The sequence below is a fragment of the Flavobacterium hydrocarbonoxydans genome (assembly GCF_009789235.1).
In the GTDB taxonomy this organism is placed as follows: domain Bacteria; phylum Bacteroidota; class Bacteroidia; order Flavobacteriales; family Flavobacteriaceae; genus Flavobacterium; species Flavobacterium hydrocarbonoxydans.
Genome location: NZ_WSTB01000004.1, coordinates 22,831 through 38,744 on the forward strand (window position 1 = coordinate 22,831; position 15,914 = coordinate 38,744).

At 33.4% G+C, this 15,914-nt stretch carries 19 protein-coding genes; 5 read left to right on the forward strand and 14 right to left on the reverse strand.

From position 1 onward, the window contains the following. Window positions 1–61: 61 nt before the first annotated feature. The 4 genes from GON26_RS07940 to ruvC form a co-directional block, all read right to left on the reverse strand. Window positions 62–1,123, reverse strand: coding sequence for a DUF4421 family protein (locus tag GON26_RS07940; protein ID WP_160374299.1), 1,062 nt, complete (start codon window positions 1,121–1,123; stop codon window positions 62–64). A gap of 59 nt (window positions 1,124–1,182) precedes the next feature. Continuing rightward, entirely contained in the window at window positions 1,183–1,962 is a 780-nt protein-coding gene (locus GON26_RS07945) for a cyclase family protein (RefSeq protein ID WP_160374300.1), read from the reverse strand. A gap of 80 nt (window positions 1,963–2,042) precedes the next feature. Next, entirely contained in the window at window positions 2,043–3,179 is a 1,137-nt protein-coding gene (hemW, locus tag GON26_RS07950) for a radical SAM family heme chaperone HemW (protein WP_160374301.1), read from the reverse strand. A 130-nt stretch (window positions 3,180–3,309) separates the two neighbouring features. After that, entirely contained in the window at window positions 3,310–3,864 is a 555-nt protein-coding gene (gene ruvC / locus GON26_RS07955; protein ID WP_026982724.1) for a crossover junction endodeoxyribonuclease RuvC, read from the reverse strand. 146 nt (window positions 3,865–4,010) lie between these two features. Between ruvC and GON26_RS07960 the strand changes: the two genes are divergently transcribed. Both GON26_RS07960 and GON26_RS07965 read left to right on the forward strand, forming a co-directional pair. Continuing rightward, the gene (locus GON26_RS07960) at window positions 4,011–4,955 is read left to right on the forward strand and encodes a lysylphosphatidylglycerol synthase domain-containing protein (protein WP_160374302.1); all 945 of its coding nucleotides are present in this window, start codon (window positions 4,011–4,013) and stop codon (window positions 4,953–4,955) included. Further along, window positions 4,952–6,055 carry a glycosyltransferase family 2 protein gene (locus GON26_RS07965; protein ID WP_160374303.1) on the forward strand — a complete coding sequence of 368 codons (1,104 nt, stop codon included), beginning with the start codon at window positions 4,952–4,954 and terminating at the stop codon, window positions 6,053–6,055. The genes GON26_RS07960 and GON26_RS07965 overlap by 4 nt, the downstream gene beginning before the upstream one ends. Window positions 6,056–6,280: 225 nt before the next feature. Here GON26_RS07965 and GON26_RS07970 read toward each other — a convergent pair whose 3' ends face one another. Both GON26_RS07970 and GON26_RS07975 read right to left on the reverse strand, forming a co-directional pair. After that, window positions 6,281–6,760, reverse strand: coding sequence for a hypothetical protein (locus GON26_RS07970; RefSeq protein WP_160374304.1), 480 nt, complete (start codon window positions 6,758–6,760; stop codon window positions 6,281–6,283). A gap of 43 nt (window positions 6,761–6,803) precedes the next feature. Beyond that, on the reverse strand, window positions 6,804–7,190 hold the full coding sequence (locus GON26_RS07975; RefSeq protein WP_160374305.1) for a hypothetical protein: 387 nt from the start codon (window positions 7,188–7,190) through the stop codon (window positions 6,804–6,806). Between the two features lie 52 nt (window positions 7,191–7,242). Between GON26_RS07975 and GON26_RS07980 the strand changes: the two genes are divergently transcribed. Next, window positions 7,243–7,743 (forward strand): DUF456 domain-containing protein, encoded by a 501-nt coding sequence (locus GON26_RS07980; protein WP_160374306.1) that lies wholly within the window; start codon window positions 7,243–7,245, stop codon window positions 7,741–7,743. Between the two features lie 271 nt (window positions 7,744–8,014). Continuing rightward, complete coding sequence (locus GON26_RS07985) at window positions 8,015–8,611, forward strand: DUF937 domain-containing protein (protein WP_160374307.1); 597 nt, start codon at window positions 8,015–8,017, stop codon at window positions 8,609–8,611. A 76-nt stretch (window positions 8,612–8,687) separates the two neighbouring features. On the opposite strand, the gene GON26_RS07990 is transcribed toward GON26_RS07985, so the two are convergent. From GON26_RS07990 to GON26_RS08020, 7 genes are all read right to left on the reverse strand, one after another. Beyond that, window positions 8,688–9,596: a pseudouridine synthase gene (locus tag GON26_RS07990; protein WP_160374308.1), complete on the reverse strand. Its 909-nt coding sequence runs from the start codon at window positions 9,594–9,596 to the stop codon at window positions 8,688–8,690. 628 nt (window positions 9,597–10,224) lie between these two features. Further along, complete coding sequence (locus GON26_RS07995; protein WP_160374309.1) at window positions 10,225–11,178, reverse strand: geranylgeranylglycerol-phosphate geranylgeranyltransferase; 954 nt, start codon at window positions 11,176–11,178, stop codon at window positions 10,225–10,227. Between the two features lie 61 nt (window positions 11,179–11,239). Then, on the reverse strand, window positions 11,240–11,830 hold the full coding sequence (locus GON26_RS08000) for a DUF502 domain-containing protein (RefSeq protein ID WP_160374310.1): 591 nt from the start codon (window positions 11,828–11,830) through the stop codon (window positions 11,240–11,242). 40 nt (window positions 11,831–11,870) lie between these two features. After that, complete coding sequence (locus GON26_RS08005) at window positions 11,871–12,809, reverse strand: mevalonate kinase family protein (protein WP_160374311.1); 939 nt, start codon at window positions 12,807–12,809, stop codon at window positions 11,871–11,873. A 2-nt stretch (window positions 12,810–12,811) separates the two neighbouring features. Beyond that, window positions 12,812–13,114: a type II toxin-antitoxin system RelE/ParE family toxin gene (locus GON26_RS08010; RefSeq protein WP_160374312.1), complete on the reverse strand. Its 303-nt coding sequence runs from the start codon at window positions 13,112–13,114 to the stop codon at window positions 12,812–12,814. Continuing rightward, window positions 13,101–13,334, reverse strand: a complete 234-nt coding sequence (locus tag GON26_RS08015; RefSeq protein ID WP_160374313.1) for a hypothetical protein — start codon at window positions 13,332–13,334, stop codon at window positions 13,101–13,103. Before GON26_RS08015 ends, GON26_RS08010 begins: the two co-directional genes overlap by 14 nt. Window positions 13,335–13,364: 30 nt before the next feature. Then, the gene (locus GON26_RS08020; protein ID WP_160374314.1) at window positions 13,365–14,447 is read right to left on the reverse strand and encodes a diphosphomevalonate/mevalonate 3,5-bisphosphate decarboxylase family protein; all 1,083 of its coding nucleotides are present in this window, start codon (window positions 14,445–14,447) and stop codon (window positions 13,365–13,367) included. 146 nt (window positions 14,448–14,593) lie between these two features. On the opposite strand from GON26_RS08020, the gene GON26_RS08025 reads away from it, so the two are divergent. After that, on the forward strand, window positions 14,594–15,070 hold the full coding sequence (locus GON26_RS08025) for a TspO/MBR family protein (RefSeq protein ID WP_160374315.1): 477 nt from the start codon (window positions 14,594–14,596) through the stop codon (window positions 15,068–15,070). Between the two features lie 30 nt (window positions 15,071–15,100). Here the strand turns inward: GON26_RS08025 and GON26_RS08030 are convergent, their stop codons facing one another. Continuing rightward, entirely contained in the window at window positions 15,101–15,853 is a 753-nt protein-coding gene (locus GON26_RS08030; protein WP_160374316.1) for a hypothetical protein, read from the reverse strand. Between the last annotated feature and the right edge of the window lie 61 nt (window positions 15,854–15,914).

A 15,914-nucleotide genomic window follows, 5' to 3' on the forward strand; every position in this document is an offset into this window, starting at 1 on the left:
CTTGCAACACCATAATTTATTTGTAGTTTCTTAAATGTCCTTTCAGTTTATTAAAAGCAATTTACATATTTATTTTTGTACTGATTTTATCAATTGGTTTTTTAATAAAATCGGGAGCATCAAACCGGTAACCAAAATATAATAAACCGAAAACTTTATCATTAGAAATCACGGTATTTTTATCCTCATTGTAAGAACTTGCACTGAAATTTAAACTGGCTCCAAAAAGAATCCTGTCTGAATTAAACCCCAATTTTAAACCGCCATCAAGATTTTTGGTAAAATAATTATTTCGCTCAACACTCTCCACTCCTGAGTCTGTGCTTTTATCTTTCAGGAATTTGACACCAAGTGATGGCGAAAGATTTGCCGCAATATAAAATTGTTTTCGAATGATAAAATTGTAATAATAACCAGCTCCTAATCGAATGTCGTATTCGTCTTGTTTACCTTGCAAATTCTCTGTTTTTGAAGTAATTCTGTTATAAGTGTAGGCCAAAGAGGGTATAAAACTTCCTGTGCTCTTTTTTTGCCACTCAGTAAAAGAAGTGATGCTTTTTAAAGAAAATTTTGGATTAAAAATATAAGAAGTTGACATTCCGTAATAGGTAGATTTGAAATCCGGAAATTGCAAATAAGGATCTTTTCCTTCCGTCCAATTCGGGTCAAAATCGCTCATATTGGCAACATAATAACCTTTCGTCTTGCTGTATTGAGCGGTTTGAAGCCATCTGCCAAGAAAAAACCGGAAATTGTAATCGGAGAAAGTTGATTTTCCTTTTAGATTTTCATCTTTATTCCCTACAAAAAACTTCGGATAAAAACCGTAGCTAAAACCTATGAATTTATAATCTACAGCCAGAAAAAGTTTGTAGTTATTATTGGTTTCCAAATCCAGATTAGCGCCGTTTTTTTCGTTTAAATAATAAGCGTCGGTTTGTGTGCTCAGATTCGCTCTAATCATAATTTTATCCGGGTAAAATATAAAATTAACAGTATCTTTTTCGGTTTTATCTTGTCCAAAAACGATTAAAGTATTCAGAAGAAAAAAGAGTATATAAAAGTGTAACCCGGAATGAGTCGCGTAAATTTGTTTTGAATCCTGGTGTCTATTGGTTTTCAACACAAAGTAGTTTTTATTAGTACTATAAAACTACTCATTAAAAATCAAATTACAAGCACTTATTTCAAATTTGAAACGGCGTATAAAACAGGTTTACTCGGGCTTGCATCATTCTCAAAAGAAGCAATTTGAAGATTCAAAAAGTAATTCCCGTCTTCGATTTCGTCAGGTACAAAAACCATTTCGGTAATCGTAGCTTCTAATCGCGCATCAGGATTTAGATTGTAGGTGTCTTTTACATTCCAAAATGCCTTATGCGCCAATAATTTTCCTTCGTCATGTTCTCTGTCAACACTTGGTAAATCAATTAATAAATGTTGGATTTCGCTTTCGCGGATGAAAATCGCCGCTTCCTCAGATAAATAGGGCGGATTGGTATTGGAGTATTTTCTTGATTTTTTGGCAGCCTGATTTGGAAGTGTTCTGATGATTAAAGCTTCAGTTTTTGTCTTGAACGAAGTCGAAATGTTCATTGCTTTTTCAACTTGTTTTTTGGTAATCACCAAATCTTCCCCAATTTTTTCAGATTCAATTGTAATGAGTTTTGCAGTAAAAAAAAACTGTTTTAAACATTGATTAATGCTATAAAAATCATTGGTAATATGACCCAAACATTCTGTATGAGTGCCATGTCCGTGCGGATTAAAAAAGATATTATTAAAATTAGTCGAAGATTTTCCTTCCGAAACTTTTCCAACCCAATCACCAAAAACCACCGGTTCAATAACTGGTTTTTCGATATACCAGGCAATCGGATTTTCATCTGTATTTGTTAATGGAATTGAGATATCAATTGGTTTTGATAAGTCTATTTCGAAGTTGTTGATTTTTGCTAGCACAAATTAAAGTTTTTATGCCGCAAAGACTCGAAGTCACAAAGTTTAAATAATTTGCGCCTTTGTGCCTTAGTGGCTAATTTTTATTCTTCCAAATTTAGATAAAATAAATCCGATGCAATTCCATCCGTCAGGAATTTTCCTTTTGAAGTAGGTTTTAGAATATTATTTTCAATAAAAACCAATTCATCATCTAAGAATTTCTGCATTTGTTTTTGAAGATAATTCAAATAATCAAAGCCAAATTCTTTTTCGATTCTTTCCAGAGAAACGCCCCAAATCGTTCGCAATCCGGTCATAATATATTCATTATAACGGTCTGATTTGGATAAAATTTCGGTTTCAATCGGTAAAATATCGCCTTGAATAGATTTCAGATAAAGCGAATTATTAGCAATATTCCAGCCTCTTTTTTCGCCATCATAACTGTGTGCCGAAGGACCAATTCCGATGTATTTTTTGCCCAGCCAATATGCCGAATTATTTTTGGAGAAATAACCTTCTTTGCCAAAATTGGATAATTCATAATGAATAAAATCATTTTTTTGAAGTGTTTCAACCAAAATCATAAAATGGTTGGAAGCAACTTCGTCTTGTGGTTCGGCAATTTTTCCGGTATCAATTAGTTTTTTCAGAGCAGTTTTGGGTTCAACGGTCAAAGCGTAACTTGAAATGTGTGGAATGCCAAAGCTCAAAGCCGTTTCGATATTTTGTTGCCACATTTCGTCTGTCAAACCTGGAATTCCGTAAATTAAATCAAGCGAAATATTATCAAAATATTGGGTTGCTTCTTCTAAACATTTTATGGCTTCCGCCGAATTATGAGCGCGATTCATCATCTTCAGATCTTCTTCAAAAAATGATTGAATGCCGATGCTCAGACGGTTTATCGGACTTTTTGATAATGCTAAAATGCGTTCCGAAGATAAATCATCAGGATTGGCTTCAAGCGTAATTTCTGGATTTTCAACAATTTTATAATTCTCGTAAATAGTATTTATTAGAAAATTTATTTCATCAGTAGTCAATACTGACGGCGTTCCGCCACCAAAATAAATGGTTTCTACAACTTCTTTTTCAAACTCCTTTTTACGCATGACAATTTCTTTGGCTAAAGCCAAAACCATCTCGTCTTTCTTCTTCATCGAAGTCGAAAAATGAAAGTCGCAATAATGGCAAGCCTGTTTGCAGAATGGTATGTGAATGTAGATGCCTGACATTTTTTTAATTAGATAATGTGTCAATTAGATAATGTATCAATTAGATAATGAGATTGTTAGCCAAAAAGAATTAGAAAATTAAAATATATGCAATACAAGAATTATCTAATTATCTAATTGGCATATTATCTCATTTCCTCACTTTGTCTTCATTTTGTTTCACAAAAGCATCCCAGCCTGAATAACTTTTTCCAGCCACGATTTTTCCAGAATTAAAGAAATGGCAAACTGCCGCAGCCAATCCATCTGTAGAATCGAGGTTTTTGGGCAATTCTTTCAAACCTAAAAGTTGTTGCAGCATTTTGGCAACTTGCTCTTTACTGGCATTTCCGTTTCCGGTAATCGCCATTTTTATCTTTTTAGGCTCATATTCCGTAATCGGAATGTCTCTTGAAAGTCCCGCTGCCATTGCCACACCTTGCGCACGTCCCAGCTTCAGCATCGATTGTACATTCTTGCCAAAGAAAGGCGCTTCAATCGCAATTTCATCCGGATGATGTGTTTCGATTAATTCGATGGTACGTTCAAAAATGATTTTTAGTTTTTGGTAATGATTGTCGTATTTGGACAATTGCAATTCGTTCAATTGCAAAAATTCCATTTTTTTATTGATAACTTTTATCAATCCAAAACCCATAATCGTTGTTCCTGGGTCGATACCTAATATGATGCGTTCTTTTGTCATTATTTAATTAAGGGTTACTCAGAGATTCACGAAGTAAACACAGAGATTCGCAAAGTTTTTATTATAAAGCTAATTATTTAAATCTTTGCGAAACTCTGTGAGCCTTTGTGTGACTTTGTGTAATAGTTTTTCCTTTACTTTGCAGCATGATTTCAATTCCTCACAAAGCTAAACAATTCCTTGTTCTTCTAATCAAACTTTTGATTGTAGGTGGCGCATTTTATTTTATTTACAATCAACTCGCTCATAACGACAAACTCGACTGGCAGAAATTCATCACCGTATTTCGTAAAAATCAGTCGGTTTTAGGAATTGGATTTATTTTGCTTTTGAGTGTTCTCAATCGGTATTTCGAGATCTTAAAATGGCAAAATCTGGCCAGATTTATTCACGAAATTTCAGTAGGCGAAGCTACAAAACAAGTTCTGGCGGCCCTAACAGCAGGAATTTTCACGCCAAACGGAGTAGGAGAGTACGCCGGAAAAGCATTGTATTATCCTAAGTCGGAAGCTAAAAAAGTGGTTTTCCTGAACCTGATTTGCAACGGAATCCAGATGGTTTTGACCGTGATTTTTGGTGTTTTTGGATTGTTGTATTTCAATGCAAAACATGAAGTGATTACTGCGCAAACGGTAGCAATTTTGTTTGGTGTTTTTATAGTGCTTTTTGTGATTTTATTTTCTTTGAAGAAGTTTAAAATAAAGGGATTTTCTATCGAAAAACTGCTGCATAAAATCAATGAAATTCCTAAATCAATTCATCAAAAAAACATCATTTTAGGAATTTGCCGCTATTTGGTTTTCTCGCATCAGTATTATTTCTTGTTTTTGGCTTTTGATGTGCATTTGCCTTATTTTATGCTAATTTCGACGATTGCGGTTGTTTATTTTCTGGCTTCTTCATTACCCACTTTTCAGTTTTTAGATTTTGCCGTAAAAGGAAGTGTTGCGATTTATTTCTTCGGAATTTTAGGTGTAAACGAATGGATTGTAGTTTTTATAAGCACCTTAATGTGGTTCTTAAATGTGGTTTTGCCTGTAATTTTAGGAAGTTATTATGTGCTGAATTTCAAAACTAAAACAGCAAAATGATTTGGGTTTTATTCGCCATATTGATACTTTATCTGATTAGTATTGGCGTGCTTATTTATGGCTTTTTGAAAGTGAAAAAATTTCAAAACACAGCTCTAAATCCTCAAACTTCTTTTACGATTATTGTTCCGTTTCGAAATGAAGAAGAGAATTTACCCAAACTTTTAGAGAGTTTTTCAAAACTCAATTATCCGATTGATTTATTCGAAGTGATTTTGGTTGATGATAATTCAAATCAAAAATTTCAGCACTCAGATTTCACATTTCACATTTCACAAATAAACAATATTCGAAGTTCTAATTCTCCCAAAAAAGATGCGATTTCAACAGCGATGCAACACGTAAAAACCGACTGGGTGATTACGACTGATGCCGATTGTATGGTAAATAAAAATTGGCTGCTAACTCTTGATAATTACATTCAGATGAATCGTGTTTCTATGTTGGCGGGAGCTGTAACTTATGAATGTGAGAATTCATTTCTGCATCATTTTCAGCAATTGGATCTAACGAGTTTGCAAGGCGCAACAATTGGAAGTTTCGGAATAAGCAACGCTTTTATGTGCAACGGAGCCAATTTTGCTTACACAAAAACCTTGTTCGAAAAAGTAAAAGGATTTGACGGAAACGATAAAATTGCGAGCGGAGATGATGTTTTTTTATTGCAAAAAGCCGCTAAATTATTTCCAGACGAAGTTCATTACTTAAAAGCAGAAGAAGCAATCGTTGTTACAAAACCAACAGAAACTTGGAAATCCTTATTTCATCAACGAGTGCGTTGGGCGGCTAAAACAAGTTCGTACCAAAGTGATTTTGGGAAATTCCTTGGTTTGGTAGTTTTCTTTGGAAATTTCAGTTTTGTAATCGTTTTTTTCTTTTCCCTTTTCGGAATTTACTCACTGCAAATTTTAGGTTTATTTTTTATAATAAAGTTCGCTGTAGATTTTGTTTTACTCTATTTGACCAATCAATTTTTGACTAAATCACGACTGAAATTTTTGCTTTTTAGTAGCTTGCTGTATCCTTTTTTTAGCTCGGCAGTAGCTTTGTATAGTTTGTTTGGTACTTATGAATGGAAAGGCAGAAAATTCGAAAAATAGATTTTATTTTTACCATATAAGTGATATAAGTTCATTTAATAAAAGTGTTTTTTTAGTGAAAATTTCACGAACAGCTTTGTGAACTTAGCTTATAAGCAATTCTTAAACAGAATAAAAAATTTGTAAACTCTGCAAACTCTGCGTTAAAAAACACACACGCAAAATTTATAATGTCCTTTCAGAAAAAAGCTTAAATTCTCTTAGATCACTTATATGAAATAAAAATCACTTTTTCTCTTTAAGAATTACAGGAAGAATAAACTGTGTTTTTACAGGAATTCCGCGTTTGATAGCAGGATTTACTTTCGGAAAATCGATCAGGCGGGCATGCAGAATACTATCGATTTTAATGGTATCGTATGCTACTGAGTCTTTCGGGAATTGCGGTTCAAATTTCATGGTTGCATTCGGGAAAACGGTCACTTTTACTTCTATCGTATCAAGCTCCGGATAGAGTACCGAAAGGGTATCAATATCTAATTTTTCCTGAATAAGTTGCGCCATCACGTCAAAAAAACATTGCTGACGTTCTTTTTTAATGCTGATTTTTTCACAATCGGCTACAGACGGAAATTCGTCAACTTCTTTCCAGTTGATTGCTTTTAATTCTTTTTGAAGTAATTCTTTTTCAGAAGGAACCTGCTTCTCAAAATATTGACAAGAATTAAAAATTAAAAAGACTAAAATAAGAGAGAAATGCTTCAAGATTATGACGTTGAATTGAACTAATTATGGTATAAAAATACGATTATTTTTTTTGAGAAGCTTTGTATTCTAGATAATCTTCGTAGCTTTCTGATAACCAGCGTGCTTTGTTCTCTTCAGCTACTTGTTTTTGCTCTGGATACAATGCAGCCAGCCGGTCAGAAAATGTGGCAATCTGAACCGTATAGTTGTAGAACTGAGGCTTGGTCATGATTAGGCTGGCATCATTTTTTTTCTCAAAATATTCAAAGAACAACGCATCGAATTCTTTCATCGAAAAATTCAATACTTTTTTCTTATTACTTTTATAAATACTATCTTGGAGAAGTTTATCGTCAATCGAAAGTTTTGTTTGCCCATAAACAGTGCTGTAAAAAGCAGTCGAAATTACGAACGAAAAAAAAATATAATATAGCGTACCCCTTAGCATATACTGATTTTTTAAAACTGGTTTGTAGGTACAAATTTACAAAAAAATAATTATGGATTTACTTTTATTAGCCTTAGGTTTTGTGTGTATGATTGTGGGTATTTTGGGTAGTTTTTTACCTGTTTTACCGGGTTTGTCCAGTTGTTGGGTGGGTTTGTTATTGTTGTATTTAACCAAAGCGGTTGAAAATAATTATTGGATTTTAGGAATTACATTTGTTGTAATGGTTGTTATTACCATTCTCGACTATATAATTCCTGCTCAGGGAACCAAACGTTTTGGCGGAAGTTCGTATGGAGTTTGGGGAACGAACATCGGATTGATTGTGGGAATTCTGTCTCCAATACCTTTTGGTGTTATTATCGGTCCTTTTGTAGGAGCTTTTATCGGAGAAATGTTATATGACAAACAAGATCATCGTCGTGCCTTAAAAGCTGCTACGGGTTCCTTACTTGGTTTTTTGGCTTCCGGATTTGTCAATTTTTTATTTTGTATAATTTTCACAGGTCTTTTTCTTACTATTGTCTGGCAAAACAGAATTTTATTGTTTTAAATCACAATCAGTTTTTTCCTGTTTTTTATAAAAATAAGAAAAACCGTCAATTTTTTATCTAACTCATTTATTTCCATTTAACAACGAAAGGGTTATGTTTATTGAGACTATTAGGTTTTGAGTAAAAAAAAACGTTAATAATTAGGAATATTTATTTAACTTTTTTTTTGGAAATGTTATTTTATTTTATATTTTTATCCATATAAACGATTAAAAGCCCCACTTTATCGATTATTTTAAATAATTTTAAATAACCTGAAATACTAAAATTATGACTCCTAACCTACAAATCGAACTAAGACGTTTTATTTCTTCAAACGTTGTCTCAAAATTAAATAAATTTTATTTCGAAAATGATGCTTTGTTAATTAAGGCAATAGATGTTTCGTTAGGAACAGTCCTGATGGGTTTGTATAATCACGTTGAGGAACCTAAGTTTTATAAAAACCTAATTTCATTAATTGACAATTGTAACTTTTATGAAGAAATCGATTTTGAAGCAAGCCGAATTTTATCTGTTGATGATTGTTACAGAGTAGAAGGGAATGATTTACTAAAAGAAATTTTTTCGAATAAAAAAGCCAGAATCTCAGAAATGATTTCAAATGAAGTCGGAATCAAAAGCGAAACGGCCCGTGAAGTACTTAATTTTTCAGGACTATTAGTAGTTTCTTATTTAAAAAACAACCAGCAATTACTTAAAAGTTTAAAATTACTTTTAGACGAACAAAAACGTGATGTTTTAAATAGTATTCCTCCAGGAATCAAAATTATTTTAGGATTTTCATGTTACGAATCTGTTGATGACAAAAACCAATCCAATTTAGGAAGATCAATTTTTACTCTTTTTGGTCACAATTTTTTCTAAAACACAATTTTCATAAAATAAAAAATCCCATTTTACAAAAGTAAAACAGGATTTATATTGTTTATTTGAAGCGTTCTTAAACGTTCTTCAAATTGATAACTTCTTGCTCGGTCAAAAATCTCCAGTTACCTCTAGGCAGATTCTTTTTAGTCAAACCAGCAAATGATACACGGTCAATACGCAGAACATCATAATCAAAATGTTCGAAGATAGCACGAACCACTTTTACATTAGACGAACGCAATTTAAGACCTACTTCGCTCTTTGCTTCACCATCAATATAACTTACTTCTTCGACAAACACTCTGTGTCCGTCAAGAACCAAACCTTTGCTAATTTTTTCTAAATCCTCAAATTTCAGGTTTTTATCCAATGAAACCTGGTAGATTTTCGATGATTTCTGACTTGGTAAAGTAAATTTACGAATCATGTCAGTATCATTTGTAAACAACAACAAACCGGTTGTGTTTTTATCCATTCTGCCAATCGGAGCGATTTTTGCAGTTGTAGAACCACGAACCAGTTCTAAAACATTACGAAATTCCTGTCCTTCGTCAAGAGCTGTTGTAAAGTTTTTAGGTTTGTTCAGCAAGATGTATTCTTTCTTTTCCGGTGTCAAAATAGCACCGTCAAAATTAATAACATCCGTAAGTTTTACTAGATAACCCATTTCAGTAACCGGAACGCCATTTACTTTCACGTTTCCAGACTGAATGTATATATCGGCATCACGACGTGAGCACACACCCGAATTCGAGATAAATTTGTTCAAACGAATTTCGTCAGCTGCTTTTTGTCTTTTCGGAGCCTGATTCTGTTTTTTAAGTTTTTGTGCCGCTTCTTCTTCCGCAGCCTTAACAGCAGGTTTCACTTTTTTAGGCCCTTGCGCACGCTTAGCCATAGGAGGTTTTGGCTTATTAGAGCTTGGTCTGGAGCTATTTGGTCTAGAACCACCTCGTTTATTATTGCCTTCCTTATTGTTCATAAATTCTGTAATTTGTGCAAAGATAGTTTATTCTTGCTAAATAATCCTAAGTTCATTGTTCTTAGATTAATAGCTTCCGTTTTTTAATGTTTTCAGGAGCAGGACATTTGGCTTTCTTTCAGGCATTTGGTCCCGCTATCCGTTACAATCTTTTGTGTCGAACCCCGCCACAAAAGGATTTCCACTGCTATCGGGGCTAGACGATCACATTCGGCTTTCTTTAGGCATTTTGCTATACTAGTTATTACACAGAGATTCGCAAAGTAAACACAGAGATTCACAAAGTTTCAAAAAGAAATCTACCAAAAATCCGCGAAATCTGCGTGAAATAAAAACACAAGCTAAATCCAAAAAGATAAAAAGAATCAGTGTCAATCCGTCAAACCCGTAGAATCCGAGGTCTATAAAAACTTAGCGAATCTCTGCGAAATAATTCATTTAAAAAAAATTAAATTTCAAAGAGTTTCAAAAAAAATCTGCTTAAATCTGCGTGAAATAAAAACACAAACTAAATCCACAAAAAATAAAAAGAATCAGTGACAATCCGTCAAACCCGTAGAATCCGAGGGCTATAAAAAAACTTAGCGAGCCTCTGTGTAAACTTCGCGAATCTCTGCGAAACAGCTCTCTACTTCAAAAGCAAATTTCTTCCATGCCACAAAACACTAGGATTGATAAGTATAATACAAAAAACACCCGCCACAATCAGGAATTTCAATACATTATGAAGGAGTAAATATTGTCCTTTAGAATTTGATTTCCATAAATACATCAAGAAGAAAATCAAAACAATAAAACAGATATAAAAGTAAATATCCATAAAACCGACATCATAAATATTAATCAAAACATAGACTGGAAAAACCGTCAAAATGGATAAAACCGTAATGATCTGTTTCGAAATATTTTCTCCATACAAAATCGGAATCGTCTTGTAACCATTGGCCAAATCGCCTTTTAAATTTTCCAGATCTTTTATCATTTCCCGAATAAGCAATAACAGAAAAAGGAAAACCGCATGTGCCGAGATGACCATAAAATGATCCATGTGATTCTCAATTTCTTCAAACGAAACTTTGTTGTAGAAATACAAGAGAATGGCGAAAAACGGCAAAACGGCCAGAAACGCAGCGGTTAAGTTACCAACAATTGCATATTTTTTTATCTTATGAGAGTAAAACCAAATCAGGAAAATATAAGCCGAAAAGAATAAAAAAGCACGCCACGAAACTATTAGCGCCATCAAAGCAGCTATAAAATTTAAAGTAAAATAAACCGTAAGTTTTGTTTTCTGACTTACCAATCTGTCCAGCATCGATTTGTTGGGTCTGTTGATTAAGTCTTTCTGGCTGTCGTAAAAATTATTGATAATATAACCCGAAGCAATTGTAATCGCCGACGCAAAAACAATCAGAAATAAAGGGAAATCCAGCAAAATATCCAGGGCTCTTTTTTCCGGAGCCAATATAAAAATAGCAGATAAATATTGCGCCAAAACAATAATCGGAATATTATAGCCCCTCACCACAGAGAACAAACTAACAATTTTCATTACTAAAAGTTTGTGCTGTCTGCTTAACATTTTTTGATTTTGATTATAATTACGATTTTGAAATTTAGTTTTTTTTTATTTGAGATGCTAGTTATAAAGTATCTTTTAACAAGTCTTTAGCGCCATACCCTAATTTTCGGATGCAGGCCAATGCTTCTTTTTGAGAGATTTCAACTTCTTTTATGTCTTTTGCATTCACAAAACAAACAGAACCACTCCACGGATTTGGAGCATCCGGAACAAAAACGGCAAAATTGTTTTCGTTTATTTGTTCTACCAAAAAAGCAAATTGCCAGCCGGCATCTGTAGGAACCAAAACTACTTTTAAATCTTCTTTAGATTCAAATCCCATCATGGTTTCATTTACGTTTTTCATAAATGAATAGCCGGGAATATTGCTCAAAAGACCGTCTTCGAGTTTTTGTTTTATTTTTTGTGCCTGTTGCGTTTTGGCTATTAGCCCAACCAAAAAGCATATAAAAATAACCACAACTATAGTTGCCAATTCCTGAAGTGCAAGCCCGAGAATTTTAATTTTCGGAAAGTTATGGACTATTGGTGCCGAAATTTTTTCAATGATTGCGTGTCCTTTTTCGATAAAAATGACCAAAACCACCAGTGGAACCAAAAAGAGAATTCCGCCTAAAAATGTTGTTTTGATATTTTGTAAAAGACGATTCATAGCAATACTTTTAGTAACAGATTCTGAAAAATTGCTAAAATTAGAACTGATAAACGACTTCTAATTTATAGTCTTTCAAAGAGGCTTTGGCACGTTCTAAGTCTTCTGTAAAACCAAGAATGTAACCGCCGCCGCCAGATCCGCATAGTTTCAGATAATAGTCGTTCGTGTCAATTCCGTGTTGCCAGATTCCGTGAAATTGTTCCGGAATCATAGGTTTAAAGTTGTTCAAAACTACTTTAGAAAGTTTTTTGGTATTGGTAAACAACGATTTCATGTCGCCATGCAAAAAGTTCTCCACGCAGGCATCCGTATATTTTACAAATTGGTTTTTAAGCATTGCACGGAACCCTTTATCTTTCAGGTTTTCCATAAAAATGTTGACCATCGGAGCCGTTTCACCCACAATACCAGAATCTAAAAGAAATACAGCGCCTTTGCCATCAAAACTTTGAGTCGGGATACCAGTTGCTTCAATATTATCTTTAGAATTAATTAAAATCGGAATACTCAAATAACTGTTCAAAGGATCTAAACCAGAACTTTTTCCGTGGAAAAAACTCTCCATTTGAGAAAAAATATTTTTTAATTGTAATAACTTTTCACGAGTTAAATTCTCTAAAACTGTTATTTTATGAGTAGCGTATTTGTCGTAAATAGCCGCAACCAAAGCGCCACTGCTACCTACTCCATACCCTTGCGGAATACTGGAATCGAAATACATTCCAGTTTCAACATCGTTTTTCAACGTTGTCAAATCAAAAGCTACCAATTCAGGCTGTTCTGTTTGCAGCGTTTCAAGGTAAGTTGCAAATCGTTTTAAACTTGCGTTTGATGCAATAGCTTCTGTTGAAGGATTTTCATCTTTCTTTAGAGCACCATTGTAAAAATTATAAGGAATAGAAAGTCCTTTAGAGTCACGAATGATTCCGTATTCTCCAAAGAGTAATATTTTTGAGTAAAATAGTGGTCCTTTCATATTTATTTGATGTCTTTCTTTATTTTATTTGGGTCTTGTCGTGTGTCGAAAACCGCCACAATAGTTACTTCTTTTCTATTAAAAACGTAGTAAAAAGTTGTTTGTTTTGTTACAACACATTTTCTAATGATTCTATTTCTTTCACTACATGGAAAACTTTCAGGATATAAAAGAATTGTTGAAATTGCTTTATGAGATATTTTTAAAAAATCATATTTTCTTTTTTCAGACCATTTGGCTTCTAAATAACTCAGTATATTTTCGAAAGATTCTTCTGCCTTTACAGTAAATTTAACTTTTCTCAACGTAACCGTGCCTTTCTAAAATTGATTCATAACTCACAACTTCCCCTCTTTCAATTTGCTTAATTCCAAGCTCAATATCTGCTTTCTGGGCATCAGTCAAATCATCCCACCAATCTTTTTTCTCTTTTTTGAAAATTTTTCGAATAGACTTAATGATAGCAGGATCTTCAGTCTCTGCTAACTTTTTCATCAACTCGATTTTTTCTAATTGAATGTCCATAATCTAAATTTTAACTAAAGATACAAAAAATTATATCGCAATTACACCATTTCCAATTTCGTCGCAAATGTACTGACCATTCTGACAAAATACAACTAATTCGCTCTGAATAAATTGCAGTACTTTTTCTTTAACGTTTTCGGGATATAAAACATGCACATTTGCTCCTGCATCGAGTGTAAAACAAACCGGAATTTGGGTTTCATTTCTGAATTTCCAAATCGCGTTGATGATTTGCAATGTATTTGGTTTCATCAAAATAAAATACGGCATTGATGTCATCATCATGGCATGCAAAGTCAAAGCTTCACTTTCGACCACTTTTATAAATTCATCTAAATTTCCGTTTTCGAAAATGGTAATTAATTGATCCAGATTTTCATGTGCCTGAGCAAAACGCCTTTCGGCATACGGATGGTTGTGCATCAAATCGTGTCCTACGGTGCTCGAAACTTGTTTTTCGCCTTTGTCAACCAACAAAATGGTATCTTGAAAATTCTTAAAATTGTCATGAATAGTATAAGGAAATTCAACTCCGTACAAATCGGTGCTTCCTTTTATGTTTGTCTGATTACCCCAAACCACTACATTTCCTTTTACACTTCGGCATGCACTTCCAGAACCTAAACGCGCCAGAAAAGAGGCTTTTTGAAAGAAATAATCATCACTCATTTCTGGATTTAAAGCTTTTTCTAAACTCATAAAGTTCATCGCCAAAGCGGCCATTCCTGAGGCCGATGAAGCAATTCCTGAACTGTGCGGAAAGGTGTTTTGTGTATCAATCGTAAAATGATATTCTTTCAGAAAAGGCAAATAAACTTCGACTCTTTCTAAGAATTTCTGAATTTTTGGTTTGAAATCTTCCTTTGGTTTTCCTTCAAATAATAAATCGAAAGAAAAATTATCCTGATTCGGTTTTTTCTCAAAACCTAATTTGGTTATCGTTTTACAATTATTCAGTGTAAAACTCACCGAAGGATTTGCCGGAATTTGGTTGTCTTTCTTTCCCCAGTATTTTACTAATGCAATATTGCTGGGAGCGCTCCATTCAAAATTTCCACTTTCGATTGTTGCCGTATATTTTTTTGGAATAAAGTCAGTTGTTGTAAACATGAAAAATAAAATTTTGACAAAGATAACTTTTTCACCATATAAGTTATATAAGAAAATGTAAGTCACAGAAAACTAAAAATGAACTTATATAACTTATATGGTTAGCATTTTCTTTTTGACTATTTTTGGATAAAATTTTAAATAAAATGAATAAAATAACCCGAATCGCAATAGCCATAATCGTTTGTTTAGCCGTTGGATACTCTTCATCTGAAGTGACAAAATCAGCTATAGAAACCTGGTATGCAACATTAGAAAAACCAATTTTTAATCCGCCCAATTGGATTTTTGCACCCGTTTGGACGCTGCTTTTTATATTAATGGGAATTGCCGCCGGATTGGTTTGGGATAAAATAAAAGAACAAAACGAAGAAGTAAAAAAAGCGTTGGGATTCTTTTTGATTCAGTTGGTTTTGAATGCAATCTGGTCGTATTTATTCTTCGGATTAAAAAACCCGATGCTGGCTCTAATCGAAATTGTGCTTCTTTGGCTGATGATTTATGAAACCTATTTGAAGTTTACCAAAATCAATAAAATTGCGGGCTATCTTTTGATTCCTTATATGGCGTGGGTAGGTTTTGCAGCGATTTTGAATGCCAGTATTTGGTGGCTGAATAGGTAAAATTTGTTTCAAGTTAATGAATTCATGAAATTAATTTTGAACCTCAGTTTTCAATTTCTTGAACTCTTCATTTTTAGCATACAAAAAATCCATTGTCGTCAAAATATTCGAGTGTTCTAAAAGTGTTTTCGATTTTGGATCAGCATCACAGAATTCGAGAAAAAGAGCTATTTCTTCTGGTTTTAGTTTTAAAGTTTCAATAAAGAATTTTTGATCACATGTTGTTGTTGCTAAAGTTTTAAATTCAATTTTAGGGGCTTCTTCTTTAACTTTCTCTTTTTCTTTCACAAATAAACCTATCGCCATGCGGCCAATGCGGATTAAGTCCATTCCGTTTTCTATAGTTCCGTCATAAACACCTGTTTTTGGTTTACTTGCATTTTTTTCTATGGTATATTGATCTACCTTTTCTTGCTCGTATGCTTTGTCAGAACTTAATTTAATTTCAGGCATTTTTGTTATCACAACTTCCTTCAATTCTTCAGGTTTTATAATCATATCGACAACCAGAACTTTGGCCTCTATATTTTCCTGAGTAATTTTCAATCTTTTGAAAAAATACTCTTTTGAGAAAAACAACAAACTATCTTTTGGTTTAACCAAAATAGCAAACTCACCAGAATCGTTGGTTCTTGTGCTGGTTAGCGCTGTTTTGTTAATGACTTCTACGTTTTTAAGTGCAGTATTGCCGGTAACCACCTTTCCGTGGAGAAGTTTTTCGCTTTGCGAAATTCCGATTTGGTAGGAGAAAAATGAAATTGTAGTGAGTAATTTTACTTTCATATAGGTTAATTAATTGAAAGTAAAATTATTAGAAATGTCTTAACTAAAACTTAGCAAATAT